Raw genomic sequence first — 24,861 nt, forward strand, 5'->3', positions numbered from 1 at the left:
CACGTGATGACGGATTGCTAGCGTAACTCTCATGGAAATTCGGGAGGCAGTGCTCTGGGCACTCCTCGGGGGCGGCGCCGCAGAGATGACGTTGTTCCTCGGGGCGGTGCGGCCGCAGTCCGGCGGCAAAGAGTTGGCGTGGCCCTGGAAGACACCGTCGGAGATGCGCCTGTACTGCGTTGCGATCGTCGTGCGCCTGTGTGTCGGGGGTGCTCTCGCGGCACCGTTTGCGGACACACAGGTGATCTCGGATGCATCCACAGCGTTCCTGGTCGGGGTCACCGCACCGTTGATGATGGCGAAATTCGCCACAATCGCCCAGTCTCTCGTGTATCGATTCTTTGGCGGTCTTCCGCTCCAGGATTCAGGAACCGTCACGGAACGATCCGCGTCTCAGGACGGTGCCGGGCACGTTCCTGAAGCGAGAGCGCCGGAAAGCGGCTCCGCGGGCGGCATCATCGATGGTACGGGGGTAAGCAGTGCAGACCAGTAGTCGATTGCTGTTGAAAGCCTTGAATGCGCTCGGTGGCCCCGAGACCATCGAGCCCGCAGACACGCGGTCCCGCTACACATTGCTCGCGGCACTTGCCGCTCAACCACCACAGCGGCACGCGGACGCGGCCACGTGGCGCGGCAGCCGTACCCACACCCCTGAGACCTCGGTCCGCCATCGCTATCGTGCGACGTCTGCCGTGTCCCTGATGACCGGACTCGTGGTCGGTGTCTCGGCCGGATATTGGACGGGTTGGGCCAACAAACCGGCCACTCCGTACGGAGCTCAACCGGCAACGGCGAACGTACAGCAGGTCATCGACGTGGGAAGCGCCGCCACAGGGGCAACGTTCGGTCCCTCCGAAACCCTTGCCATCGGTACCGCGCGCGGGAGCGTGACCGTCCTTGACGTGCGCCACCCCAAAGAGAAGGTGGAACTCGGAAACACCAGTGCGGGTCCTGTCACCCGGACGGTCTTCAGCCCGGAAGGTTCTGTCCTGGCAGTCGGCAGCGATGACGGGACCGTGCGCCTCTGGCGAAGTCCGATGAACAGCCCTCAACGTCCCGCTGCGACACTGCCGATGAGGGAGGACGGCCAGTACGGCGGCGCTGTGAACGACCTGGCCTACAGTCCGGACGGCAGGTTCCTCGCCGTGGCCAGTTCAACCTCCACGGTCCGGATCTGGGACGTTTCCAAGCCTGAACGCCCGGTGGCCTTGGCCGCCCCGAGCAGGGAACATGCGGTCACTCGCTTGGCATTCAACCCTGTCGGCAACGTTCTCGCCGTGGGCAGCACCGACGGGACGGTGCAGTTGTGGGACATGGAGAATCCCGCGAAGCCCCGGACCATTGAAGGGAGCCAGTTGGCGACCGGCGCGTCAGTCACCGCGCTGGCCTTCAGTGCGAACAGGGAGTCATTGGCCATCGGCACCTCACGCGGATCGGTGCAGCTGTGGAACGTCTCGCAGCCGGCCAACCCTCACCGTGTCGATTCGGCTCGGGCCGTGGGTTACACGAACGACCTCAGTTTCAACACCCCCGGATATGTTCTGGCCGCCAGCAATTCCGACGGAACGGTTCGCGTATGGGACGAGTTGAGCGACCTCATGAACCCACGCGTCCTCACCCGCGAAACCAACCAAGGCGAACTCAGCAGCGTCACCTTCGCCAACGGCAACGACAACACCCTTGCCGTCACCGGCACCGACGGGTTCGTACAGCTGTGGACCGCATGAGCTGCACTCCTCCCCAGCCGGACTTGAAGTGAGTCAGTACACAACGTGGCGGCGCGTTCAGCCCCTGACCACCGTGCTCTCGACACCGGGAAACCCCTTGTCCCACCAATGTCCGTAGCGTCGGTACACGGCTGGATCCCGGTCGGCGAGCAGCGCTGCCAGCTTCTCCGCTTCCTCGGTCAGACCTTGCCACGCGGCCTTGCCCAGTTGACGGAAGGCGGTCAGTTCGAGCCCGCCGTCGGCTGCGCGCCACACTCCGACGACCTGCCCGTCGACAAGCAGGGTGGGCAGCATGTCGCCGTTGCGCCGGACGACCAGCGACCGGTATTCCTGGGACATCACCCGCCCGGGGACGGCGTGGGCCAGCAGCGTGCTGTCCCACATCGGCAGCAGTCTCGGCGGCGCGTAGGTGTCCTCGGCGGGTACCGCGGCGCCTGCCAGGTCGAACAGGTCGGCGCGGTCCGGGCCTGTCACCCGCACCACCTGGTCTCCGAGCTCGTGCAGCGCCTGGGTGATCACCGGGCGCCCCAGCAAGGTGAACCGGGCGAAGTCCTGGGCCGACGCGGGCCCGAACGCCCGCAGGTAGGCGCGCAACAGCTGCTGCACCCCGGCTGCCGCCTCCTGCGCCACGGACCCGGGGGCTGCGGGGGGAGCGAGGTAGGTGTTCGGCTGCGTGAACGACCACGGGCCGCCGGTCGGCACATGATGGAGCGGCGCGTACGTCCGCAGCGCCCACCACAAGCGGTGCGCGTGCTCGCCGAACCGCTTCGTGACCTCCTCCTCGACCTCGGCGCCGGTGCGGGGCCGCACCAAGAACCCGGCAAGTTGTGGGAACAGCGCGTCCGCATCGGCATCGGTCAGCTCTGTCGAGGTGAAACGGCGGTCGTACAGCCGCGACGCCCGCAGAGTACTCAACATGGCTGCGTGGTAAGGCGCGTAGTCCTCCGCGTGGACAGCGTGCAGGGTGATCCGCATGAGGGTCGCCTTCACCACTCGGCGATCCCTGAACGCCGCGTCGAGGTCCTCGGGCACGAAGTCCTGAACTCGGTTCCACAGAGCCAGGTACGGTGACGCCGGCGTCTGCGCCTGCAGCGCGCAGACCTGGCGGACCGCCTCCGCCACATCCAGGCGCCGGCGCTCGAGCAGCAGCTGACGGTCCAGGGTGGCCAGGACGAGCTGTCGCGCGGTGAGGATCACGCCCGGATCATGCCTTCTCCGCTTCGTGAAGTCCCCTGCCTCCGCACCGACTACGAGTCGTTCCGGTAGCCGACCGGTCGCTGACTCTCCCATCCGGCCACGGCTGAGCGCGTCGGGCGCTCCTCTGGTCGAACTCCAACTGCTGTATTTCCCAGGCGACTTCGGCGAATCACACCGCCGATCCCCAGGTGCGGCGCCAGTGGTGACCACCATGGCCTGTGTCGTCAGGTCGGCGTCTGCTCCGAGAGCGCTTTGGTGAACGGGGTGACGGGGCGCTCCAGGGCTTCGCCCTCCATGGTGATGTCGACCGCTTCGTTGTAGAAGGCGAGGAGGTCCTTGATCGCGCCCACCGCGGGCAGCGGCTCCGGGTAGCTCCAGACGACGTTCGGCGGGATGCCGGCCTCACCCCTCCACGACCAGTACTTGGCCGTGCCCTTGTAGGGGCACCCGGTGTGGTGGTCGGTGGGAGCGAGCAGTTCCAGGCGGACGTCCTCGCGCGGGATGTAGAACCGCGTCGGCAGGCCGGTCTCGAAGAGCAGGACCGGGCGGCGGGTGTCGGCCACGAGGGTGCCGTCGATCTTGACCTGGACGTGGCGGCTGCTGGGCATGGCGTCCACCCGTTTGTGCGGGTCGCGAGGGTGGATGAAGATCTCTTCCTCCTCCTCGTACCAGTGGTCGAGGCCTCGGCCGACGCGCCGGAACCACTCGAAGGCGATGTGACCGGCCAGGTCCGCTGCGGGGAACGTCCAGGCCGCGTTCGCCAGCAGCTCACCGCCGAGCTCGAGGTCGTAGAAGATCTGTGATCCGCTGTGCGTGCCGGTCGGGGGGTTCTTCGCAGGGCGGAGCAGGTCCTCGCGGACCTCCTCGCGCGGGAAGGCGTACAGCGGCACTGGTACCCCGGGTTCCCACACGAGGACGGGGTGCCTGCTGTCGACGACGGTGACATCGCCGGTGCGGCCGCGCACCCAGCGTTCGCTGGGCTCCCACAGGAGTCCCTCCGGGGTTGTCCGGACGGCTCGAGCGGTGGGGAATGTGGTCATGACCGGATCTCCTTCGGCTCGCTCGCACGGGGACGCCGGCAAGGTGAGCGCAGTGCTCGCGCCGACCCGCGAGCTGTCCGGGGCGGCCGAACACCCGCGGGTTCTCGTCGAGGTCTCCGTCGGCCTACTTCCACACTGCCACGGCTTCGACGTCGGAGCTGTCCGGGTCGGCGGACCCGGATCGCGCGCCGCGGCCTCGCTCACCACGGAAAGTGGCGTAGATCTGCGGCTACGTGCACGGAGGCGGCCCCCGCCCGTTCGTGTCGACCGTTCCTGCCGGGAGATGCAGGAAAACTTAACATCCTGAGCGAGGCCCGATAGTGTCATGCAGTCCTCAACTCCTCATCACTACAAGCGTCCTGGAGATCGCTCGGTGGCAGCGGATGCTCACGCGCAACTCGCCGAAACCCTGGAGCGCATCACCCACGCAACCGGCCGCCAAGGTCCTCTCTCCGACGCTCTCGTCAAAGGCCTTCCGGACCGCACCGCCGGCCCCACGGATGCCGTCGTCCGCATGCTGAACCGCGGCCGCCTCGGGTCCCCAGGAACCGGAAGCGACCATGGGGAGAACGGTGCGTAGGAGCAAGGAGATGCGCAGGCTTGCCGACGCGCTCATCGATCCCATCCGGGTGACGCTTCCCGCAGACCCTGAGGAACTGTTCGCCGCGCTCGTCTCGTCGGTCAATCACTGGCGGGGACGCGAGGTCGTCGTGCACAAGGCGGCCTTTCCGCCGCACACCGCGACCGGGCTCTGGCTCGAACGGGACACCTATGACGACGTCATCATCGAAGAGCGCGCCGCTGTGTGGCACCAGATCGTGATCTTTGGTCACGAGGTGTGGCACATGAGCCAAGGTGACGCCGCTCCAGTTCACCGCTTGGGCGCCTCTCCCGGCTCCCAACCAACCGCTGCCCGCACCGATTTCAGCCTGCGGGCCGAGCAGGAGGCCGATCTGTTCGGCATGCTGGTCGGGCGGCGCCTCAGGTCGCTGTTGGAGGCATCGGACCACTCCGTCTTCGCGTCGGGGGCGCAGAGCGCCGACGATCTCGCCGGCCGTATCGGGGCTGCCCTCAACTACCGCGGGACACGTCGATGAGCGGTCTGATCAACTACGTGAGCTGCGGCGTGCTGTGGCTCGGCGTGGCTGTGCGGGCGCCCGATCTCGTACGTCACTGGCGTGATCCCATCCTGCGCGTGATCTGTGCGGTCATGGCTCTCGCCAGTTTCTGCTTCTTCTTGGGCGCGCCGCCCACGGTAGGGGCGATCAACCGCGTCAGCGGCATCCCCAATCTCGCCGCGCCCCTGACCTATGCCTCCATCACCGCCTACAGCGCGATGTCACTGGTCCTGATCGTCTACTGGCAGGGCGGATCGAGCGGACGCCGGATCGTCCGCTGCCTGATGAGCGTCTATTCCGTCGTACTCGTCGGCATCGCCGCCTTGTTCGCGCTCGGGGACACACCCCTGGAGCGCCGTACCGATTTCGACACGTACTACGCGGCGACCCCTTTCACCGCCGAGATGATCGTGCTGTATCTGCTCGCTCACCTGACCGCCGTGGTGACAACCGCGCTGTGGTCGCTGCGCTGGGCGCGCGAGGTCCATGGGTGGCTCCGTGCCGGCCTGCTCACCATGGGAGCCGGCACTGTCATCGGTGCCGGGTACAGCGTCTCCAAGCTCACGGCCGTGGTCGCACGCTGGTGCGGGCCGGACTGGTCGGCACTCGACACGGAACTCTCGCCCGGACTGGCGGGCCTCGGCGCCCTGCTGACGGTGACGGGCATCCTCATCCCCTGGGCCGGCCCCGGCCTGACGGCCTGGTTCCTCTCGTGGCGCACCTACGTGCGCCTGGCGCCGCTCGAACGCGAGTTGGACGACGTACTCGCCCACCGCAATCTACGGCTGCCGCGTCCACGGCCGTCCTCCCCCGCCACCCTGCTCATGTGGCGCCAGACCAGCATCCACAACGCCCTGGGCTACCTCGATGAACTGTTCAACCGAGATCTGTACGAGCAGACTCATGACGCGGCCCTGCGAGCGACCGGAGACCAGGAGCGGGCACAAGCCGCCGGCTGGGCCGCAATCATCGCCGCGGCCATGAGGCAGGAGCGAAACGGACGGCCGATTCCCGTTTCCTCGCACGGGGCCGACCGCAGGCCTCCGGCACCGGATGCCTCTGCTCTCGTTCGCATCGCCGACGCCCTGTCCGTGTCCGGCGCCGGTGCAGACGCCCGGGCTCACCGCGGGGCCGCCACCAGAGGCGCGGCATGAAACACACGCCGACAGCACCGGCCCCACCTTCCACCACGCCGGGCGCTGAACGGAGTTCTCACCCATGAGTCTTGTCGTGTACCTGGCGGCCAGCCTTTTAGCCTTATCCGCCGTGCTGCTGTTCCGCCGGCCGCGCGCGGCGCTGCGTAACCCGCTGACCGCCTCCACCTGCGCCACCGTCTCGATCGGCGCGCTGTGCTTCACATGCTCCGCGCCTGTCACCCTGGCCGCGGTCAACCGCCTGACCGGCATACCCAACTTCGGCGCCCCGCTGACCTACAGCATGATCTCCGCGTACAGCTGTTCCGGGATCATTCTGCTGATCCAGTGGAGAGGCGGCCCACCCGAGTCGGTCAGGCGCAGCACCCTGCAGAGCGTCATCGTCTACGGCCTGCTGGTCGCCGCGATCATCGTCCTGTTCACCCTGGCGGACGCTCGCACCGAGAGACTCAACGACCTCGACACGTACTACGCGAACACGCCGTACATGCGCGAGATGATCGTGCTGTACCTGATCGGCCACGGCGCCTGCATCCTGGTGATGAGTGCCGTGTGCCTCAGATGGCTGCGTGAGGTAACGGGCCCGCTCCGGACCGGACTTCGCCTCATCCTCCTCGGACTGCTGCTGGACATCGTCGGCTTCGAGATCGCCAAGATCACCGCTGTCGTGGCACGTTGGCTGGGCCACGACCTCGACTTTCTGTCCACGACCGTCGCCCCGCCCGTGGTCTCTCTCGGCGCACTGTTCTGTTCCGCCGGCTTCACGCTCCCAAGACTCCTGCCGCCGGCCATCACCCACTGGCGCAGCCTGAGCGACTACCGCAGGCTGACGCCGCTGTGGATGGAAGTGCAGCGGGCAGCGGCCGCCCCAAAGCCTTCGCCCTCGTGGTGGGAACTCCCGCACGCGCGGCTCCAATGGCTGGAAGTATCCATTCACGACGCCCTCCTCGCCCTGGCGCCTCTCTTCGACGACCGGGTGCGCCGGACCTCGCTGGCGACGGCCCTCGACGAAGGCCTGCCGCCTCGCCAGGCCCGCGTGGTAGCGGAGGCAGCGATGCTCGCCGACGCCGCGCGCCAGGCCGCCGCCCCCGATGACCACCAGCTCAAGGAACCCAGCACCTACCGCCTGCACGCCACCGACGCCCTCGGCACAACGGGACTGGTGGAACTCGCCCAGGCACTGGGGCAATCGCCCGTCGTCGCCGCAGCCCGTCAGGGATCGGTGACAGCATCCCGTGACTGAATTCAAGGAGCACCATGAGTAGAGCTGTCGTCATCGGAGCCGGACTGGGCGGTGTACTGGCGGCTGCGGCGCTGTCTCCTGTCGTCGACGAGGTGATCATGCTGGACCGTGACGAATTGCCCGATGGGCCGGAGCACCGTAAGGGGCTCCCCCAAGGACGTCACGCCCATCTACTGATGCCTGGCGGACTGGCCGCCATGGAGGACCTGGTTCCGAAGATCAGCGTCAGAGAGCACCTCCTCGCCGCGGGCGCCCACGAAATATCACTCAGCTCGGGCATGGTGGCCCTGAGCCCGGAGGGCTGGTTCCGCCGCTGGCGCCACAGCAGCCACCACATGATCACCTCCAGCCGGGCACTCCTGGACTGGGCCGTGCGCTCGGCGGTCGTGGACAACACCGGAAACGTCGAGATCCGCACCGCACAGGTGGTTGACCTGATCGGCACCGCCCGGCGCGTCCACGGTGTCCGCATCGGTACCCCCACAGACCCGACGGAACTCGACGCCGACATCGTCATCGACGCCGGCGGACGCGGCTCGCGCATCCTCACCTGGCTGACCACCCTCGGCATCGTCGGCATAGACGAGAAACGAGTCGACACCGGTCTCGTCAACGCCACCCGCATCTACCGCACCCCGCCGGGCGCGGAAGACTTCCCGCTGACGATGGTGCAGGCCAACCCCTATCTGTCCCAGCCGGGCCGCAGCGCGGTGATCGTCCCGATCGAGGACAACCGCTGGATGGTGAGCCTCGGGGGCTCCAGAGGCGGAGAGCCCCCGGCCGATACGGAAGGCTTCCTGCGCTACACCCTCGACCTGCCTCACCCCATCGTGGGCCAACTGATCTCCGGAGCCGAACCCCTCACCGATGTCTTCGTCAGCCACAGCACCAGCAACTCCCGCCGCTACCTGGAAAAGGCACGCGAATGGCCGGACGGCCTCGTCGTCCTCGGCGACGCACTCGCCACCCTCAACCCCACCTACGGCCAGGGCATGTCGGTGGCCGCACTGGGCGCCCAGGCCCTCCGCCGGCAACTGACGCACGCCGACCTGGCCGCACCCGGCGTCACCCGCAAGGTTCAGCGCGCCGCGGCCAAAATCGTCGAGCCGGCGTGGAGCATCGCGGTCAGCCAGGACGGGATGTACCCGGAGGTCCGTGGCGGGAAGCGGACCGCTGCGGACCGCATCGCCGGCCGGTACGCGCGCCGCCTCACAAGGGCTGCCACCGGTTCCTACGTCGCCGCTTCCGCCCTGTGGGATGTGACCGGGCTCGAAGCAGGTCCTGCCCGTCTGCTGCGCCCCGGGACCGTTCTGGCCGCCCTCAACGGATCCCCGCTGCCCCCACTGTCGGAGCCCCCGCTGACACCAAGTGAACGCGAGCTCCTCAACACGCTCGACACCACCTCCGGAGAAGGAGCCCCGTCGTCCACGTCCGTGTAGGGACGGGGACCCCGCCGCTTGGGCGCAGCACACATCGACGGGCCAATGCGCCAAGCCGCCGCCTGGGGCATCGTGGACAAGATGTTCGACGCGGCGGAGGAAGCGCTGTGCCCTGGTGCGGACATCCGGCTGAGCGGGGCCCTGCGGATGCTCGCCGCCCGGGCGTGGCTGTCCGACCCCTACGTTCATGATGCGCCCGCTCGCCCGACGAGCGCCGAGGTGGCTTCCCCGGAGAGAAGGGCGCGGCGCATGCGCTCCGCCCGGCCTCTCACTCGAACGTCAACGTGCCCTGCGCCAGCGCAGATAGCCCACGGCGGTCAGCGCGAATGCCGTCACACCCAGACCGAGGACGACGTACGGCTTGACCTGATCCGGCATCGGTACTTGGTAGTTGAGAGCCTGGATCGCGGTCAGCATCATCAGCAGTGTGCCCAGCACGGCTGCCTCCAGTACCGCTAGGCGCTCCCAGCGCCGCTCCCGATGCTCAATCCTGCGCTGGAGCCGTTCCCCGATGACGAGATCGGCGATCGCGCCGATCTCCCGGGCGCGTTCGCGGGTCGCCTCGGCGTAAGCGATGTCGTCGTCGAGGCGGAGGATGAACCAGTCGGTGAGGGCGATGTCGTCCTGGAGTCCCTCGTCCCGCATGTTGTGGCGGGCGATCTCCACCGTCCGACGTATCTCGCGGAGCCGGGTCATGGTCCGGATCAGCCCCGCTGTCGCTGCCTGCTTTTCGGCCAGCTCCACCCGGAAGGCGGGCAGTTCGTCCGTGTCGAGCATGCCCAGCATGACGTCGACCTGGTCGTCGACTCCCTGCCTGGCCCGCCGGAAGCCATCTCCCTGCGCGTACACCCTCAGTTCGTAGCGCACCTTCGCCATGTGCATGAGATACCTGGCGAAGGGTGCCATCCGGTCGTCGCCCGCACTCCACACCCATGCGTCCAGTTGACGCTCGGCGGCGAGGGGGGCGAGGAGCGCGAAGGTGCGCAGGACGCGGTCGTCCCGGTCGATGTCCACCTCCCACAGGGCGAAGTCGCCGGTCGCGGTCGTACGACCGTAGGTGTACGACCCGGGCAGCACGGCCAGGACACCGGGCGTCAGGTCCGGGCCCGGGCTGCCGTCCACGTGGGCGACGAACAGTCGGCACACGCCCAGGGCCCAGTCCGGTGTGTTCCCGGCCCAGCGATTCCACAGGGCGTCGATTTCCTGCCAGGTGCCTCCGGTCAACGCGACGCTCAAACAGTGGATGTCGTGCTCGGTGCGCAGCACGGCCTGGCGCAGGACCTCTCCGGGGGCGGTGCGCACCTCGATCCGCCCGAGACTGCGTGGGGGCGCGTCCAGCTCTGTTCCGAGGCGATGCCAGAGGTCATCCAGGCGGCGCCGGTGCTCGACCGCCCGGGGTCCGGTGACGGCGACGTACACGTGCACGACCAGCGCGGGGCGCAACACCTCAGGACTGCCCGTCGGGTGGTTCCGCATCAGGTTCGGGCTCGGCGTGGAGGCGGTGGATGAGCTCGTTGACGCGCTCCCGTACCGCGTCGGGGATCGGCGTCGTCGGATCCACGGGTTCGCCGGACTCGTCGGGCACGCGGGTCGCGATGCGCTTGGGCGCCGCGAGTTCCAGCAGAGGCAGGTACCGCTCCACATCCGCCGACCCGGCCAACGTCCGGACCGCCAGGTTCACCTCCCACCAGCCCTGGCGTGTCAAACGCCAGCTCAGCGCGCTGCGCAGCAGGTCCACAGCTTCCTCGTGCACGATGGCCCCCGTCAGACACCGACATGGATGAACTGCGCCCAGTCCCGTGGGGAGCCCTGCCCCCGGTACCGCTCCCGTAGATGGAGTACGGCGTGGTGGACCGCGTACGCGGCGCGCTCGGCACGCAGGGGCAGGGTGCCGCCGTCGGTGAGCTCCGCATACACCTCCCGTACGAACCGGGCGGCGATCGCGTCGCCCGCTTCCCAGAGGGTGCCGATCACCTGCTGGAAACCCGCGATCTGGCACGCCGCCGCGATACTGACCGCCTCGTCCACCTGGGTCGGGCCGGTGCGGTGGGTGGAGCATGCCGAGAGCACCGCGAGCCGTGCCCCCGTCAGGCGCAGTCGGCCGATGTCGCCCACCAGCAACGGCGCGGTCCGGTGATCGTGCAGCAGCAGACGGCTGCGGGCGGGGGCGTCGATGTCGGCGTACCCGTGGCAGGCGAAGTGGGCCACGGCGCAGCCCGGCAGCGCGCTCAGCACGGCGTCCCGGGTCGCCTCCGGACCGGTCAGCACGCTTGCGTCCGGCACAAGCCGCTCGACGTGCTCCAACTCCCGCTCGACCCATGCCAGTTGCTCTTCATCCGGAGTGTCCGGCATACCGACCAGCAGGGTGCCCCCGGCTCCTTCCGTGGCACGGTTCTCCCGGGCGTAGCCCAGCGCCCGTACGGTCGGTGTGTACGAGGAGACCACACGGTCGAGGACGGAGTCCTCGCCCCGGCCGGCCGCGTGCAGCGGAAGGTACGTCAGCGCGCCGACCGGACTCCACCAGATCCGGTCCTGTGGGCCGAGCGCGGCCAGCACCGGCGACGCGATCACGTCCCACAACTCGCCCAGAGTCTCCTCCTCGCCGGAGCGGCCCAACCATTCCAGGACGGTCGAGAAGGACAGGCCCGGCAGGGCCACCACTTCGACGGGACGGTCGGCGGATCCGGTCAGGATGAGTGCGTCACCACGTTCCCTGCCCGCGTAGACGATGACGACGGGTCCTTCGGAGGCCTGCGCGCAAAGCCGATCCAGCGGTGGCGGCAGCATGAAGTCCCCCAGGCCGGGCAGGGCTCGGATCTCGACGAGCAGGGCCTCCATCCTCTGGGTCAGCTCCAGGTGGTGGCGGGAGTGCCGACGCACCTCCTCGTGCACCTGCTGCCAGGGGTCGGTGAACACCTGCTGCTGGAGCCGCTCACCCGGCGGGTCGCTCGCGTCCAGCGCGATGCGCAGCGCCTCGAAGCGATGGGCCAGGTCCGGGTCACGCTCCGCGAGCCGGGCCAGGTCGCCGCGTGCGCTCATCTCCTCACCGAGCAGGACACCACGCGCCAACTCCACGAGTTCGACGGCGCGTTCCGGGCGGCCCGCCGACACTGCGCCGGCAGCAGCGTCGGTGGCGAAGTTCCGCACCCGGCGCAACTGCCGCGCCCTCAGATTCCGGCCCAACCGGAAGGGGATGAGGTACGGGAGCAGCGCGGCTGTCTCCTCGAAGGCCTGGAGCGCCTGTGCGGGCCTGCCCATGGCGTCTTCGAGCCTGGCGAGGGCCTGGGCGCACTCCAACCGCATCTCGACGGTGGCGGCCTCCAGCCGACCGACCTCGGCGAGGGCCTCGCGGGCGATGTCGGCATCCTCCGCACTGCGGGTGGCCATGGCGATGTCGGTCGCTGTCGCAGCCATGTTGACGGTGAATTCCGCCAGCTCCGTCGCGGTCAGCCGGGAACCCTCAAGACTCTCCCGATGCAGCACCCGTGCCCTGCGCAGCATGGTCAGGTCGGGCTCCAGGCGGTTCAGGTCACGCAGGAGATTGGCCACGTTGTTTGCGGCCCTCGCATGGTGCAGGTGGCCGGGCGGCGCCTCCGCGAGCAACTCGTCCGCGACCTCAAGCGCCCGTGCCAGGAGAACCGGGTGGTCCGATAGCCGTACGCGCGCGCCCAGGGCCCCAGTGAGGGACAACAGGGTGGCGACCCGCTCGGGATCGTCGTTCGGCGTCTCGGCCAACGCCGCTTCCAGGGTCTCGATCGCCTCCTGCAGCAGCAACTCGTCACCCAACTGCGTGCCTGCGGAACCGAGGTTGGATCCCAGGTTGTGCAACACCCCCGTGCGGTACGGGTCGGACACCGGCAGGGTCTCCAGGGCGCCGCGCGACAGAGACACCATCTCGTCGAGGACTTCGGCGCGGTCCGTCGCCTCCGAGAGCCGCAGGAGTACGACGGCCAGTCCCGACAACCGCCTGCCGTAGAAGGCATTGTCGGGCGGGGTCAGCTCCACCGAGGCACGCCACAAGTCGATGCCCTGTTCCAGCCGGTCGATCTCCCCCGTCCGCAGCGCCAGGGCGCAGGTGGCATCCGCGGCCGCCGCCATGGCATCCGCATCGAGATCCGGCACCGAGCCGTACTCCTCGACGGCCTCGGCGAGCGCGTCGAGGTCGTCCAGGGCAAGGAAGCGGGCCCGCAGGGCGTCTGCCAGCACCAACCGTATGGACCGGGCCATGGGGAGGTCCTCGACCCGCAGGGCGGCGGCAGCGCGTGCCGCGGTCACCGCCTCGTCGAGGAGTCCCGGATCCACGAGGTCCGGCCCCGCGCCGAGGGACATGGATCGCGCGATCTGGCTGAGCATCATGAGGTACAGCGGCTGGTAGGGATCCCAGTCGAAGATCGAGGCCTCGCGCAGGATGTCCAGGGCCAGCTCACCGGCCTGCGGATTCCCGGAGTTCCCGAGCGCGAAGACGATCGGCGGCCACTGCGGGTCCTGGGGCAGGGCCAGCGCCTGGGCGGCGGTGTCGGGGTCCGCATACTCGTACACCAGGTTCAGCGGCTCGGGCACCCGTTCAGGATCGAGTCGGTGGACGCGCAGATAGGCGGCCGCCGCGTTGCCGAGGTCGTCGATGCGTCGCCCGTGGGGCTGGGCCTCGTAGCGGGCCCAGAACAGGTTGGCCAGGACGTCCATCGCCTCCAGGTCGGATTCCTGGTCGATGTCGTTCCACAGCTCCATGGCCTTGAGGGCGACCACGAGCGGGAGTACGTGAGCGACGTCGCCGTCCTTCCGGAACTCCTCGACCCGCTTGCGCAGCTCCCGAACCGTGCGGTTCCTGTTCGCCATCCGCCCACCCCCGAGTCGGAAACCCTCGAATTGTCCCGCGCCTTCGCTCCGGCGGAGGCGGCCTTCCACGCCCGACAGGGGGCGTGCGGGCAGCGCACTGATGCGCAGAAGGCGCATCAGGAGAGGGCGATGCCGCCGCGCTGCAGGCAACTGCATGAGATGGGCCGGATCACGCCGGTGGCCGACCGACCGCCCGACGTCGCAGCCTTACCCGGTCCAGGGGGTTGTCCTATGATCAGCGCCGGCCATCAGCTTCCGGAGGCGTACCCATATGCGCGACACAGCCGAAGCCATCGCGGAGACCTACGGCCTCGGTGCCGGGCCCTGGACGCTGGCGCCGGTCACCCGTGGCGCTTTGGGCCAGATCTGGAAGTTGTCCGGACGCGGCTCCTCGTGGGCGGTCAAGGAACTCCTCTTCGGCTGCGACGAAACGCAGGTCCGCCGGGAAGCGGCGTTACGGCACTCCGCGGAGAGGCTGGGCATCGCGTCACCGCGGCTCATCCCCAATCGCCACGGTGCGTATGTCTCGCAGCCGGCCTCCTCCTCCGGCGGATCCCACATCAAGTTGTACGACTGGATCGACGGCACCACGGCGGACGCGTCCGATCCGGGCATCCTGGACTGGTTCGGGCGGACCATGGCGCTCCTCCACCGGGCGGGAGAGGGCGCGCGCGAGACACCGGATTCCTGGTACGAGCGGTGCCCCCGGGACGCCGAGTGGCAAGAGCTGCACACCAGGGTTCAGAAGGCCGGTCTGCCGTGGTCCGACGCGCTGGGCCGGTTCATCGCCACTTCCGCGGCCGAGCTGGCGCACTGGGTGACCCCGTCCGACCCCGGTGATCTGGTGATGTCGCACCTCGACCTGCAGCCCCAGAACGTTCTGGTCGGCCCGGACGGACCGGTCCTCCTCGACTGGGACAACGCCGGGCCCGCCTCGGCGGAACGCGAGCTCGCCCGTGCCCTGTACGTATGGGCGGGCCACGACCGGACGGCCATGGCTTCCGCCGGGCGATTGGCTCGGGCGTATCGGAGCGCCGGAGGTCCCGCCACCGTCAAGGGACCGCAGTCGTTCGCGATGCTCTTCGCGACGGTCTTGAACTTCATCCACGTACAGGCCGAGTGCGCAATCGATCCGACCGTGACCGCCGCGCAACGCGAGTTCGCGAGCCACCAGGTCGTTGCCTCCTTGCGCAGCGCCCCGGATCCGGCGGCCGTCTCCCGGCTGTGCGCGGCTCTTGAGGGGGCGTGGTGACCGTCGGCGGGGCAGGCCACGACCGTCCTCCCTACGCCCTACCCCCTGTTCGAGTCGGTGGACAGTTCGTTCCGGACCCCGTTCGTTGCCGGCCGCGGCGCGGTGCACGGGTGCCGAGTCCGGTGTCGCGGCTGCGGCTGCCGACGTACGGGCGCACCCCGCACATGGGCCATGAGTCCCTGCCGACAGGCTGACAGTCCCCGATTCGGACCCGGCCGTACCGCGACAAGGCCCCTTTTCTTCGCCTGCCCAGGAGTAGGGCCGACCGGCCCTACACGGTCCCGGCGCACGGAGAGACGATGGGCCGATGTCCCAGGACGACGCCCTTCACGAACTCGACCGGCAGGAGTGCCTACGCCTTCTGGCCAAGGTCCCGGTCGGCCGTGTGGTGTACACCCGACAGGCACTGCCCGCGGTCCTGCCCGTCAACTTCCGCCTGGACACGGACGCCTCCGTCCTGCTGCGCACCTCGTCGGACTCGGACCTCGTCCGCGCCATCGACGGCGTCGTGGTCGCCTTCGAGGCGGACGAGTTCGACGCGGCGACCCGGTCCGGCTGGAGCGTGGTCGTCACCGGACGGGCCACCGTCATGACCGATCCCGCCGAACAGGAGCGCCTGTCGCAGGTCGGCCTCACCTCTTGGATGCCCTTGCGGAACACGGTGTTCGTGCGGATCGAATCCGAGATGGTCACCGGACGCGACCTCAGGGGAGCACGCGGTACGGAGTGACGGCGCGGTCGGCGGCGGCCGCCGGGCTGTGGGGCCTGGAACTTCTTCTTGAAGTCGTCGTCCCGGTCGGGGCCCGCCGTTGCGGCGCGGTGCCGGAGCTGACACAGGCACCAGCCCGTTCCCGTCTCGGCCGAGGACGGGCTGGAGTTCAGGTGAGCGGAGTTGCCGTCGCGTCCCAGTCAATGTGGTGGTCGAACTGCCAGGCCGTCTTCTCCGGGTTGATCAACTTCATGGCCGCCGGCATCACGAGGTCGCGCAGTACGCGGCCGACCGGGCCGGCGGTCTTGTTGCTGTTCGTGCGGGCGCCGAGCTTGATGATGCGTTCGACGCGGGGGCGGCGCAGTTGTTCGTACGCCGCGAAAGCCTCGTTGTAGGGCAGGTCCCGCAGGCAGCGCGCGAGTTCGACGGCGCTTTCGGTGGCGATGGAGGCGCCCTGCCCGGAGCTGGACGAGGCGGCGTGGGCCGCGTCGCCGATCAGGGTCATGCGGCCGTGGCTCCAGGTCGGGACCCTTGGCATGTTCTCCATCGGGCCCGTGATGAGGAGCTGGCCGGCGTCGGTACGGCTGATCATCTCGAGGGCCGGGGTGCGGTCGTCGACGAAGGCCGTCCGCAGGGTGCGCATCCACTCCTTCGCGCCGATCGCCTGGGCCTCGGCGACTGTCATCGGGGCGCGGTGCGGCAGGTTCACGAACCACACCGCAGAGGAGTCGTCGAAGACCTGGTAGCCGAAGAAGGCGCGCTTCCCGAAGCACAGGTACATGACGCCGTTGGTGGAGGGCAGCCCGGATCCGCGCATCCGCGCTCCGAAGCAGACCAGGCCGGCGTAGTTCGGCTGTGGTGCGGCCGGGTCGATCAGATGGCGGACCGTGGAGCGGATGCCGTCGGCGCCGATCAGGATGTCGGCGCTCGCCTGCGAACCGTCCGCGAAGTGCGCGGTGACGCCCGCGTCGGTGTCCGTCGCGCCGGTCAGCCGTTTGCCGTGGTGGATGGGTACCGAACGGCGTTCCGCCTCGTCGTAAATCGCCCGGTAGAGATCTGCGCGCCAGACGAACTGCAGGGACGGGAGGCGGGAGGGCGGGGCGAACTGTGCGAGGTGCTTGCCCGTCCAGCTCCGCAGCCCCATGGCGGTGACCGGTGTGCCGATGGCGCGGACGAGGTCGCCCGCGCCGATCGCGTCGAGGGCGTTCTGGCCGTTGGGGGCGATGGTCATGCCGCCGCCGACCTGATCGGCCGTGGAGTCGTACGCCTCGTGGACGGTGGCCTCGATGCCTGCCTGGCGGAGGGCCATCGCGGCGATGGGGCCTGCAATACCGCCTCCGATGACGAGCGCGGTGCCGGCTTTGCCGATGCGCATCATGACTGGTGCCCCCTGGCCGGATTGTCGATCGTCGGTACGCCGCCGGTCCTGTGGGCGCGGCGCACGTCCTGGAGATACGCGCGGGAGAACATCGCCGACAGGACGGCGATGCCACCGCGGTGGATGCGGATCTCGCTGTTCGTTGCGGAGCCGGACAGATGAATACGGCGGCCGGCCGCCTTGTCGCGAGTGGACGAGGGCTGGGAGTCCTTGATCTTGCCGCGGTCGGTCCACCTCAGGTTCCAGTGGTCGATGGCGGTGGCGTCGTCGACCAGGAGCTTGACCATGGCGCGGTCCATGTCGAGGTGAATCTCGAGGTCGTCGGGGAGGCCGGGGGAACGGAGGTCGAGGACGGCGGCGCCTTGGCGGGCCTTGATCTCGAAGTGGCCGGCCTCGGTCCAGTTGCCGAGGTGCTTGACGAGGTCGTGGTCGGAGTGGATGCGCTCGGTGAGGGACATCTCTGCGGTTCCTTTCCAGTGGTGTTGTGTCGACGATTTGATAGTTGCATTGAAACTAGTATCTCGTCAACTAGTCGTTCCGAGGCTAAAATCGAGTCCATGACCCCATCTGCTCCCCGCAGCTCCCCCCTCGCCCTGACCGTCCTGGCTCTGCTCCACTACAAGCCGCTGCACCCGTACGGCATCCAGCGCCTGGTCAAGGACTGGGGCAAGGAGCAGGTCGTCAACGTCAGGCAGCGCGCGAGCCTCTACCGCACGATCGAGCGACTCAACGGGGACGGGCTGATCGCGGTCCGCGAGACCGAGCGTGATCAGCAGTACCCCGAGCGGACCGTGTACGAGGTCACTGAGGCGGGGCGCGAGACTGCCCGCGCCTGGATGGTGGAGATGCTCTCCGCGCCCAAGCAGGAGTTCCCTGAGTTCCCGGCTGCGCTCTCGAATCTGCTGCTGCTCACGCCGGAGGAGATGGCGGACGTACTGGAGCGGCGGGTCGACGCACTCTCGGAGAAGGTCGACGGACTGGACGTGGCCTTGGCCGCTGAGGCGGAGCAGGGTCTGCCGCGCATCACCCGCCTGGAGACCGAATATGTGCGGGCCGTGACGGCCGCGGAGTTGGAGTGGGTGCGCGCGGTGACCGAAGACCTGCGAGCCGACAGGCTCTCGTGGTCGAAGGAGCAGCTGGACGCCCTCGCGGCTGAACCGGTGCAGCAGTGAGCCCGCCCCCGGTGCGTCCGGCGGCGGCGTGCCGTTTTGGCGCGGCGCACGGGCGGATCGGGGCCCCAGTTCGTGACCACCCGTCACCATCCGGCCCGGACAGCGCACCTAGAGCGGCGAGCAGGGCCGCGCCCGACAGCCAGGATCGGCAACTCGACAGCACTGCTGGGGCGGAGCCCAGCGCGCGTGAAACGCGGGGCTGAGGCGAGGGGGCTCGACGAACGGGCGCGGGCCCGCACTTCGTCGTGCGGGGCCCGCTGCCGTCGGTGTGTCGTGCGGGTCAGGGGCAGCTGATGCGGATGTCGCCCACGTCCGACGTGCAGGTGTCCGAGTTGAAGCCGCCGTTGGCGGTGTCGTTGCCGGAGACGCTGTCGACAGTGTTGAGGTTGTCGGTGCCGTAATTGCCGATCAGGTTGTCGTTGCCAGGGCCTTCGTTGAGGGTGTCGTTACCGAAGCCGCCGTCGAGGCGGTCGTTCCCGTACCCGCCGTGGACGGTGTCGTTGCCGTAGCTCGCGTCGACGGTGTCGTCGCCGCCGGGGGCGCAGATCACGTCGTTGCCGTAGGTGCCGGTGATGGTGTCGTTGCCGCTGGTGCCGACGCGGGTGCAGCCACGGGCGTTGTTGACCGTGGTGGTCGCCGTGGCGGTGCTGTTGCCGGCGTTCGGGTCGGTCTGCGTGGCGCTGACCGTGGCCCGGTCGGTGAGGGTGCCGGTGGCGCGGGGCTCGGCGGCGACCGTCACCGTCACAGCTGCTCCGGGGGCGAGGGTTCCCAGGGAACAGCTCGCGCCGGTGGCGGTGGTGGTGCAGGTCCCCGAACTGGTGGTCGCCGAGACGACCGAGGCGGCGACTCCGCTGAACGTGTCGGACAGGGAGACATTGGTGGCGGAGGTCGTGGTGCTGTTGTTGGTCACCCGCACGCTGTAGGTGGGCCGGTCACCGATGCTGGCCGTGGCGGGCCCGGACTTCGTCACCGACAGGTCCACGCCGGCCGGTGGCGGCGGTGTAGTGCCGCCGCCCTCGAAGCGTGCCAGGGCGAAGGAGCTGTTCGGTCCGCCCCCGCCGGCGGCGACGATCTTGCCGTCGGACTGGAGGGCCACGCCACGGGCCGCGTCGCTGCCGCCGAAGTCCGCGGTCGCGACGCCTCCGGTACCGAAGCCACTGTCCTGACCGCCGTCGGGGTTGTACCGCAGGACGGCGAGGTTTCCGCCGGGCCCGTTGCTCCCGGCGACGACGATCCGGCCGTCGCTCGGCTGCAGCTTCACGTCCGCGGCTCTGCCGCCGGGGGTGAGCACCCTGCCGTCGCCGTCGAAGCTCGTGTCCAGGGCACCGTTCGTGGAGTAGCGAGCCAGGGCGAAACGAGCGTGGGCAGCATGGCCCCGCACGCCGTTGTGCGGGCACGGTTCGTGACGATGTGGCACCGCCCGCGGCCGGGCGTCCTCGCCCCCATTTCGGCGTCAGCCCAGGCGCTGCACCAGGGCACGGCACTCGTCCACAGTTCCTTGGGCGCGTGGACGGCCCGGCCGATCTCCGCGTCTCCCCCGCCATCCGTCCAGCAGGCAGCGGTTTAGGTTCGGCAGTATCCCGGGCCTGGCGCGGGAAGGGTCGGTCGAGGCAGTTTGCTCACCCAGCCGTCAACCGCACAGGGAGATCTGCATGTTCGTGGATCAGCTTGCCACGCTACTGGCGGTGGCCGTCGGTGCCGCCGGCTCCTACGCCACCACCACACTGACGGATCGGACACGGTGGCGCCGGGAGAAATCAGACCGCTGGCACGAGAAGAAGTTCGACGTGTACGCACGCTACGGCAACACTCTCAAGGAGCAGATCTGGATCACCCAACGCATAGGCGCGGCGCTGGGGTATGCCCACGTGGTGGATCCGCTGTCGCCGGCCGACGGGCTCGAACTCCTCGCCGCGGCAGAATCCCGGCGGGCCGCGGTATGGGAGTCCGTTCTGCTGGTCGGTGACGTGGAGACCATCACAGCGGCGCGTTCCTGGCATGAGGCCATCTGGACACTGGAACTGCACGTGCGCGAACAACGCCACGACGCGCAAGGATGGATCCGCGATTCCCAGCGTGTGAGCCAACGGCGCGACGCCTTCTACGTATGCGCTCGGCGTGAACTCGGGGTCGCAGGCCCCCCGCCCCCGTCGGGGAACTGGCCGCGGCACTGGCAGCCACAAGACGACCCGGCCAGTTGAACATCCTCTCTGCCCGAGGGGGACCCACACGACGGCAGACCACCGACTGTCGGCCCAGGACGTCTGGACAACAGGCCAATGCACGTCGGTCACGCCGGCCAGGTCCCCCGCACCGGCGATCCGGTACGGGGAAGGAACCCGTCGGCGGCCCACCGCACGGAACGTGGAGAACACAACTCCCGGCTCAGTCACACGTGGTGCTGTCACGCCTTTGCGATCAGCCAAAGGCCGAGGGTTGCCGCCAGGATGATGACGCAGAGCCTGATGGTCATTGCGTTGCTGCTGATGGCCGGCCGGATGGTGCGCCACACTTCTTTGACTGTTGCCGCACGACCTGCCGCCGTGGCAGACGGTCCACCACCACTGGCGGCAGCGGCAGCGAACTGACCGCGAAACCGCTTGCGCTCACCCACCCGTTCAGTCCAGCCTCCCAGCGTCGGCGACCAGCCGAATCCGACCGAACCCACACCATCAGGTGACGACGAACAGTCGTGACATGAGGCTGACGAACTGACGTCGCTGCGCAGCCGTCAAGGGTGCCAACACAGCCTCTTGGATCTGGTCGATCACGGCGTCGAGGTCGACGAGGATGTCCAGGCCCTGAGGCGTGATCGTCACGATGTTTCGACGCTTGTGGTCGGGGTCGACCCTGCGTTGGACGAGGCCACGTGATTCGAGCTCGTTGAGTGCCGCGGTGACGTCGCTCCTGTCGATCCCGGTGTCGCGGCCGAGGTCGGCTTGGCTCGCGGGCCCCCACTGTTCGAGTGCGGCGAGCAACCGGTAGTGGTACCCGCGCAGGCCGTTGCCCTTGGCTTCGAAGCCGGCGGCGAGCAATGCCGCGGAGCGCGCGTAGGCGCGACTGATGAGCCAGGTCGGGCGGTCCTTGAGCCGATCCGGCGTACGGCCGGGCTGAACGGGATGCGCAGGCATGCCTTCAGATTAGCAATTGTGGGGACAGCCAACAATGTCTATGTTGGAAGGGCCAACATTGGCCGAGTCAACATAGAAGTCGGCGCGGCACGCAGCCACCCTCTACTCGCGCCAAGGAGATCTGACGATGAACACCACGCCCACCAACGAGCCCGATCGCATCCTCGTGGTCGGCCGCAGCCCCAGCGTCCTTGTCGCCACCGTCGACATCCTGCGCGCCAAGGGCTACACCGCCGACGCGACCAACCAGTTCGACCATGTTCTCGACGACTACGACGTCACCGACCTCGACGTACTGGTCTTCGGCGGGATGGTCCCGGCCGACACCAAGCAATACCTGCGCGGGGAAGTCTCCAAGCGCAACCCGCAGGTGAGCTTCGTCCAGGGACTCGCCGGCATCGCCGGCCTCATCGCCGCCCAGGTCGAGGCCGTCACCTCCGACGAGCGACGAGGCCCGGACGGTGTGGAGATTGCTTACGCCGCCGTCCGCCGGTGCGCGCAGCTCACACTCAAAGAACGCGCGCACGTCACCGTCGAGGCTCTATGGCACACCTCCTTCACGCCTCCCGAGCCCAAGAGCACCTCGATGCGGGTCTTCGACGGCAATCTCGAGGCCGGGTTCCACGTGATCCCGCTGCCCGGCCGGGTGCCGTTCGAAGCCTCCTTCATCACCGTCGCCGTCGACGACCTGGTCCGCGTGTTCACAGTCGGCGCGATGCCCAACGCGGTGACACGGATGGCCCCTACCTCGGCGAACGACAAGGGACTCCCCGAAGTCGGCCACGTCACCACGAGCAGCAATGACCACTGAGGTCCGTCTTCAAGGTGCACACCCTGTACCGGATTCGCGTCCTCGGTCCCGTCCCCGACCACCAGGGATGGCGAAAGTGCTTCAGCCCGCACGTCTCCCGGCTGCCTTCCCCATGAGCTCTAGGGGATCACCATTCCGAGGCCGTTGTCACCGCTCAGGTTCTCGCCGAACAACGCCTTCGCCGCCGGTGCCCCGATATCCATCGGGTTCACCGCGACCGACTTCGAGGCCGTGATGCCGGAGGCGGTGCCGCGCAGCAGCCATACCGCGCCGCCGTTCACGACGGTACCCAGGTTCTCGCCCGGCGCGCCCGCGACCAGGTCCGCCTTGCCGTCGCCCGTCACGTCGAGCAGTCGCGCAGAACCGCCGAACAGGTCGCCGGACTCCGCGACGCCCGGCACGCCCGCCGTGTCCTGGTGGAACGCCTGCGCGCCCGTGCCGGTGAGCCCGTCCTTGCCTGCCTTGAGCAGCACCACGGCGCCGGCTTTCGCCTTCGAGCCGATCGCCTCGCCGGGGACGCCGACGGCCAGGTCGGGATATCCGTCGCCGTTCACGTCGCCCGCGCTCAGCCGGCCGCCGAATTGGTCGCTCTTCTCGCTCACCCCGGGCACGCCCGCCGTGTTCTGCGTGATCGTCTGTGTACGGGTCTGGCTGGGGCCGGACGGCGAGCCGTAGTAGATCTTGACAGTGCCGGGGTCTTCCTCGTTCTCGGTGTCGCCGTTGGGGAAGATCCGGGTGGCGAGGTCTGCGTAGCCGTCCTGGTCGAAGTCGGCGACGGCGGTGCCGGCCGAGGAGGTCAGCCGCTGCGGGACGGTGGACAGGCCGTCCTTGGTGCCGAGCCACAGCTTGCCGCCCTCGGCGTGGTTCTCGTAGACGTAGAAGGTCGCGAGGTCCTCGATGCCGTCGCCGTTGAAGTCGCCCGCGGCGGTGGAGTCGATGGTGTTGTCGGTGCTGTACACCTGCACCCGCTGCTCGCGGGCGGGAGAGCCGTCCCGGTCGATGGGGCCGTAGAGCACGTCGTGGTAGTCGTAGGAGTCTTCGCTGTTGCCCATGAACAGGTCCGTGTGCCCGTCGCTGTCGAAGTCGCCCGCGGTGATGTCTTCGCCGACCTGGGCGTTCGCCGGTGCGTCGATGCGGACGGCGCCCTGGCCGGAGATGCCGAGCTTTCGGCCCCACAGGACGATCACCGATCCGCCGATGTTGTTCTCCGGTCGGTATTCGCGGGTGACGAGGGCCAGGTCGGTCAGGCCGTCGCCGTCCAGGTCGCGGGAGATCATGTCATAGCCGAAGAGCGCGTTGTCGCTGGAGACGCCGGGCACACCAGGGGTGTCCTGGGTGATGACCGTAGTGCGGGCGGGGTCGAGGTCGTGCGCCGAGCCGTAGCTGATCGTGATGTAGCCGGCCCACGTATGGCCACCGACCGTTCCGCCGGGGGCTGCGACGGCGACGTCCTGGTAGCCGTCACCGTTGAAGTCCTCGCGCACGCTGGCGACGCCGTCCCTCGCTGATGCGGTGCCCGCGATGATCGGCACGCTGAACGATCCGATCAGCGCGGCGGCTACGGCGGTCGATATGGCGGGTCGGCGGATGCCCACGGTTCCTCCTTCAGGCGCGCGCGATGTCGAGACGCGTGCGCGCGGATGTGACTCACCTGCGAGACATGCGACAACGGCTGATGGTTGTGCGCTGAACGGCACTTGAACGGGTGGAAGCCGACTGTGGAACGCGTTCGGTGAAGAGTTCGGCCTGGGCCAAGAGGTCGGTGAACGTCGAGGCGAACCTCCGAACGCCGCATCGCCCTCCCCACCCGCTGCCTCCACCCGCTGAGGGTCCACCGGGCACAGCAATTGCACGAGCGTGAGACAGCAGGTACCTCACGCAAAAGCCCCGCCAGGACACGCCCGGCGGGACTTCAGATGGGCATGACCGCCGATTCCCCGGCGGCGCGACGAGGGAGACCTGGGCGTCAGGCCCGCGATCGGGGGTACTCCCCCTGTGGAGGTTCATGATGTTCGAGGCAGGTGACATCCGCGAATGGCGTGGTCACGACGTAGTGGACGCCGGTGGCCACAGGATCGGCGTACTGGAGTCCGTCTACGTCGACACGGCGACCGACAGTCCTTCCTTCGCCACGGTGACCGTGGGCCTGCCCACGCGCCGTCGCCTGGTGTTCGTACCCCTTGACGGCGCCACCGTCGGGCCGGGCTACCTGAGGGTCGTCCACGACAAGAGCCTGGTGAAGAAGGCCCCCTTCATCGACACGGACGGTGTGCTGCCCGCCGAGGACGAGCCGGCGGTCTTCGCCCACTACGAGCTCGACTACACGCCGGGCGCCAAGGGCGAGCGCCGGCTCGCCCGTCGCTGATCCTCCGAAGCCGCCGTAGCCGCCGGGAGAGCCGATGACCCTGTTCCTGTTCCTGATCCTTGTGGCCCTCGTGCTGGGCATCATCGGGTTCGCTGCCCACGGCCTGTTCTACCTGCTGATCATCGGCTGCCTCGTCCTGCTCGCCGATCTCGCCTACGCCGGCCTGCGCTTCCGCCGCGGCGGCCGAAAGCACCGCGTCGCCCGGTGAGCCCGGCGGTCGCCTCCCTGTCCCGGCGAGGAGGACGGGCGCGAACGATCACGGCCGGGTACGTCCTCGCCGTACCCGGCC

The 24,861-nt window shown here is 68.8% G+C and carries 24 protein-coding genes; 13 read left to right on the plus strand and 11 right to left on the minus strand.

The features are described from left to right. Positions 1 to 31 precede the first annotated feature (31 nt). Positions 32 to 493, plus strand: a complete 462-nt coding sequence (locus ABZX90_RS17020) for a hypothetical protein (RefSeq protein ID WP_351121162.1) — start codon at positions 32 to 34, stop codon at positions 491 to 493. Next, the gene (locus ABZX90_RS17025; protein WP_351121160.1) at positions 480 to 1,727 is read left to right on the plus strand and encodes a hypothetical protein; all 1,248 of its coding nucleotides are present in this window, start codon (positions 480 to 482) and stop codon (positions 1,725 to 1,727) included. The genes ABZX90_RS17020 and ABZX90_RS17025 overlap by 14 nt, the downstream gene beginning before the upstream one ends. Positions 1,728 to 1,784: 57 nt before the next feature. Here ABZX90_RS17025 and ABZX90_RS17030 read toward each other — a convergent pair whose 3' ends face one another. Continuing rightward, complete coding sequence (locus tag ABZX90_RS17030) at positions 1,785 to 2,924, minus strand: winged helix DNA-binding domain-containing protein (RefSeq protein ID WP_355205614.1); 1,140 nt, start codon at positions 2,922 to 2,924, stop codon at positions 1,785 to 1,787. Between the two features lie 224 nt (positions 2,925 to 3,148). Beyond that, entirely contained in the window at positions 3,149 to 3,964 is an 816-nt protein-coding gene (locus ABZX90_RS17035) for a DUF427 domain-containing protein (protein WP_351121157.1), read from the minus strand. Positions 3,965 to 4,554: 590 nt separating this feature from the next. On the opposite strand from ABZX90_RS17035, the gene ABZX90_RS17040 reads away from it, so the two are divergent. From ABZX90_RS17040 to ABZX90_RS17055, 4 genes are all read left to right on the plus strand, one after another. After that, on the plus strand, positions 4,555 to 5,061 hold the full coding sequence (locus ABZX90_RS17040) for a toxin (protein WP_351121155.1): 507 nt from the start codon (positions 4,555 to 4,557) through the stop codon (positions 5,059 to 5,061). Continuing rightward, positions 5,058 to 6,236 carry an MAB_1171c family putative transporter gene (locus ABZX90_RS17045; protein ID WP_355205618.1) on the plus strand — a complete coding sequence of 393 codons (1,179 nt, stop codon included), beginning with the start codon at positions 5,058 to 5,060 and terminating at the stop codon, positions 6,234 to 6,236. The genes ABZX90_RS17040 and ABZX90_RS17045 overlap by 4 nt, the downstream gene beginning before the upstream one ends. Positions 6,237 to 6,300: 64 nt before the next feature. After that, positions 6,301 to 7,479: an MAB_1171c family putative transporter gene (locus ABZX90_RS17050; RefSeq protein ID WP_355205621.1), complete on the plus strand. Its 1,179-nt coding sequence runs from the start codon at positions 6,301 to 6,303 to the stop codon at positions 7,477 to 7,479. A 14-nt stretch (positions 7,480 to 7,493) separates the two neighbouring features. Next, positions 7,494 to 8,918, plus strand: a complete 1,425-nt coding sequence (locus ABZX90_RS17055; RefSeq protein WP_355205624.1) for a pyridine nucleotide-disulfide oxidoreductase — start codon at positions 7,494 to 7,496, stop codon at positions 8,916 to 8,918. A 279-nt stretch (positions 8,919 to 9,197) separates the two neighbouring features. Here ABZX90_RS17055 and ABZX90_RS17060 read toward each other — a convergent pair whose 3' ends face one another. The 3 genes from ABZX90_RS17060 to ABZX90_RS17070 are packed head-to-tail and all read right to left on the minus strand — an operon-like array spanning position 9,198 to position 13,754. Then, positions 9,198 to 10,394: a CATRA conflict system CASPASE/TPR repeat-associated protein gene (locus ABZX90_RS17060; protein WP_355205627.1), complete on the minus strand. Its 1,197-nt coding sequence runs from the start codon at positions 10,392 to 10,394 to the stop codon at positions 9,198 to 9,200. Beyond that, positions 10,366 to 10,671 carry a CATRA system-associated protein gene (locus tag ABZX90_RS17065; protein WP_351121145.1) on the minus strand — a complete coding sequence of 102 codons (306 nt, stop codon included), beginning with the start codon at positions 10,669 to 10,671 and terminating at the stop codon, positions 10,366 to 10,368. The genes ABZX90_RS17060 and ABZX90_RS17065 overlap by 29 nt, the downstream gene beginning before the upstream one ends. Before the next feature lie 11 nt (positions 10,672 to 10,682). After that, positions 10,683 to 13,754 carry a CHAT domain-containing protein gene (locus tag ABZX90_RS17070; RefSeq protein ID WP_355205631.1) on the minus strand — a complete coding sequence of 1,024 codons (3,072 nt, stop codon included), beginning with the start codon at positions 13,752 to 13,754 and terminating at the stop codon, positions 10,683 to 10,685. Positions 13,755 to 14,025: 271 nt separating this feature from the next. Between ABZX90_RS17070 and ABZX90_RS17075 the strand changes: the two genes are divergently transcribed. Further along, a complete protein-coding gene (locus ABZX90_RS17075) occupies positions 14,026 to 15,006 on the plus strand; it encodes a phosphotransferase (protein WP_355205634.1) in 981 nt (326 codons plus the stop codon). Positions 15,007 to 15,313: 307 nt separating this feature from the next. Continuing rightward, a complete protein-coding gene (locus tag ABZX90_RS17080) occupies positions 15,314 to 15,736 on the plus strand; it encodes a pyridoxamine 5'-phosphate oxidase family protein (protein ID WP_351121140.1) in 423 nt (140 codons plus the stop codon). Between the two features lie 148 nt (positions 15,737 to 15,884). On the opposite strand, the gene ABZX90_RS17085 is transcribed toward ABZX90_RS17080, so the two are convergent. Together ABZX90_RS17085 and ABZX90_RS17090 are read right to left on the minus strand one after the other, a co-directional pair. Further along, positions 15,885 to 17,093, minus strand: coding sequence for an NAD(P)/FAD-dependent oxidoreductase (locus tag ABZX90_RS17085; protein ID WP_351121138.1), 1,209 nt, complete (start codon positions 17,091 to 17,093; stop codon positions 15,885 to 15,887). After that, positions 17,090 to 17,551, minus strand: a complete 462-nt coding sequence (locus ABZX90_RS17090) for a hypothetical protein (RefSeq protein WP_351121136.1) — start codon at positions 17,549 to 17,551, stop codon at positions 17,090 to 17,092. Before ABZX90_RS17090 ends, ABZX90_RS17085 begins: the two co-directional genes overlap by 4 nt. 99 nt (positions 17,552 to 17,650) lie before the next feature. Between ABZX90_RS17090 and ABZX90_RS17095 the strand changes: the two genes are divergently transcribed. After that, entirely contained in the window at positions 17,651 to 18,265 is a 615-nt protein-coding gene (locus tag ABZX90_RS17095; protein WP_351121134.1) for a PadR family transcriptional regulator, read from the plus strand. Between the two features lie 280 nt (positions 18,266 to 18,545). Here ABZX90_RS17095 and ABZX90_RS17100 read toward each other — a convergent pair whose 3' ends face one another. After that, entirely contained in the window at positions 18,546 to 19,646 is a 1,101-nt protein-coding gene (locus ABZX90_RS17100) for a hypothetical protein (RefSeq protein ID WP_355205639.1), read from the minus strand. Between the two features lie 271 nt (positions 19,647 to 19,917). Here ABZX90_RS17100 and ABZX90_RS17105 point away from each other — a divergent pair, with 271 nt between their 5' ends. Further along, on the plus strand, positions 19,918 to 20,466 hold the full coding sequence (locus ABZX90_RS17105; protein WP_355205642.1) for a hypothetical protein: 549 nt from the start codon (positions 19,918 to 19,920) through the stop codon (positions 20,464 to 20,466). Between the two features lie 203 nt (positions 20,467 to 20,669). On the opposite strand, the gene ABZX90_RS17110 is transcribed toward ABZX90_RS17105, so the two are convergent. Together ABZX90_RS17110 and ABZX90_RS17115 are read right to left on the minus strand one after the other, a co-directional pair. Next, positions 20,670 to 20,879: a hypothetical protein gene (locus ABZX90_RS17110; protein ID WP_355205644.1), complete on the minus strand. Its 210-nt coding sequence runs from the start codon at positions 20,877 to 20,879 to the stop codon at positions 20,670 to 20,672. Between the two features lie 58 nt (positions 20,880 to 20,937). Next, a complete protein-coding gene (locus ABZX90_RS17115) occupies positions 20,938 to 21,396 on the minus strand; it encodes a MarR family transcriptional regulator (protein WP_355205647.1) in 459 nt (152 codons plus the stop codon). A 127-nt stretch (positions 21,397 to 21,523) separates the two neighbouring features. Here ABZX90_RS17115 and ABZX90_RS17120 point away from each other — a divergent pair, with 127 nt between their 5' ends. Next, the gene (locus ABZX90_RS17120; RefSeq protein WP_355205650.1) at positions 21,524 to 22,207 is read left to right on the plus strand and encodes a hypothetical protein; all 684 of its coding nucleotides are present in this window, start codon (positions 21,524 to 21,526) and stop codon (positions 22,205 to 22,207) included. Positions 22,208 to 22,326: 119 nt separating this feature from the next. Here ABZX90_RS17120 and ABZX90_RS17125 read toward each other — a convergent pair whose 3' ends face one another. Further along, the gene (locus tag ABZX90_RS17125; protein ID WP_355205653.1) at positions 22,327 to 23,802 is read right to left on the minus strand and encodes an FG-GAP-like repeat-containing protein; all 1,476 of its coding nucleotides are present in this window, start codon (positions 23,800 to 23,802) and stop codon (positions 22,327 to 22,329) included. A gap of 413 nt (positions 23,803 to 24,215) precedes the next feature. On the opposite strand from ABZX90_RS17125, the gene ABZX90_RS17130 reads away from it, so the two are divergent. Together ABZX90_RS17130 and ABZX90_RS17135 are read left to right on the plus strand one after the other, a co-directional pair. Beyond that, positions 24,216 to 24,572, plus strand: coding sequence for a PRC-barrel domain-containing protein (locus ABZX90_RS17130; RefSeq protein ID WP_351121259.1), 357 nt, complete (start codon positions 24,216 to 24,218; stop codon positions 24,570 to 24,572). 34 nt (positions 24,573 to 24,606) lie between these two features. Further along, positions 24,607 to 24,780 (plus strand): hypothetical protein, encoded by a 174-nt coding sequence (locus tag ABZX90_RS17135; protein WP_351121122.1) that lies wholly within the window; start codon positions 24,607 to 24,609, stop codon positions 24,778 to 24,780. The last annotated feature ends 81 nt before the right edge of the window (positions 24,781 to 24,861 follow it).

This window comes from Streptomyces sp. NPDC002935 (genome assembly GCF_040611295.1).
Classification (GTDB): Bacteria; Actinomycetota; Actinomycetes; order Streptomycetales; family Streptomycetaceae; genus Streptomyces.

Bases quoted from the DNA above. Each gene is read 5' to 3' on its own strand.
- ABZX90_RS17130 (WP_351121259.1), top strand. From the start codon at position 24,216: ATGTTCGAGGCAGGTGACATCCGCGAATGGCGTGGTCACGACGTAGTG.
- ABZX90_RS17055 (WP_355205624.1), top strand. From the start codon at position 7,494: ATGAGTAGAGCTGTCGTCATCGGAGCCGGACTGGGCGGTGTACTGGCG.
- ABZX90_RS17075 (WP_355205634.1), top strand. From the start codon at position 14,026: ATGCGCGACACAGCCGAAGCCATCGCGGAGACCTACGGCCTCGGTGCC.
- ABZX90_RS17040 (WP_351121155.1), top strand. From the start codon at position 4,555: ATGCGCAGGCTTGCCGACGCGCTCATCGATCCCATCCGGGTGACGCTT.
- ABZX90_RS17060 (WP_355205627.1), bottom strand. From the start codon at position 10,394: ATGCGGAACCACCCGACGGGCAGTCCTGAGGTGTTGCGCCCCGCGCTG.
- ABZX90_RS17045 (WP_355205618.1), top strand. From the start codon at position 5,058: ATGAGCGGTCTGATCAACTACGTGAGCTGCGGCGTGCTGTGGCTCGGC.
- ABZX90_RS17035 (WP_351121157.1), bottom strand. From the start codon at position 3,964: ATGACCACATTCCCCACCGCTCGAGCCGTCCGGACAACCCCGGAGGGA.
- ABZX90_RS17070 (WP_355205631.1), bottom strand. From the start codon at position 13,754: ATGGCGAACAGGAACCGCACGGTTCGGGAGCTGCGCAAGCGGGTCGAG.
- ABZX90_RS17085 (WP_351121138.1), bottom strand. From the start codon at position 17,093: ATGATGCGCATCGGCAAAGCCGGCACCGCGCTCGTCATCGGAGGCGGT.
- ABZX90_RS17120 (WP_355205650.1), top strand. From the start codon at position 21,524: ATGAACACCACGCCCACCAACGAGCCCGATCGCATCCTCGTGGTCGGC.
- ABZX90_RS17135 (WP_351121122.1), top strand. From the start codon at position 24,607: ATGACCCTGTTCCTGTTCCTGATCCTTGTGGCCCTCGTGCTGGGCATC.
- ABZX90_RS17105 (WP_355205642.1), top strand. From the start codon at position 19,918: ATGTTCGTGGATCAGCTTGCCACGCTACTGGCGGTGGCCGTCGGTGCC.
- ABZX90_RS17095 (WP_351121134.1), top strand. From the start codon at position 17,651: ATGACCCCATCTGCTCCCCGCAGCTCCCCCCTCGCCCTGACCGTCCTG.
- ABZX90_RS17090 (WP_351121136.1), bottom strand. From the start codon at position 17,551: ATGTCCCTCACCGAGCGCATCCACTCCGACCACGACCTCGTCAAGCAC.
- ABZX90_RS17050 (WP_355205621.1), top strand. From the start codon at position 6,301: ATGAGTCTTGTCGTGTACCTGGCGGCCAGCCTTTTAGCCTTATCCGCC.
- ABZX90_RS17080 (WP_351121140.1), top strand. From the start codon at position 15,314: ATGTCCCAGGACGACGCCCTTCACGAACTCGACCGGCAGGAGTGCCTA.
- ABZX90_RS17115 (WP_355205647.1), bottom strand. From the start codon at position 21,396: ATGCCTGCGCATCCCGTTCAGCCCGGCCGTACGCCGGATCGGCTCAAG.
- ABZX90_RS17020 (WP_351121162.1), top strand. From the start codon at position 32: ATGGAAATTCGGGAGGCAGTGCTCTGGGCACTCCTCGGGGGCGGCGCC.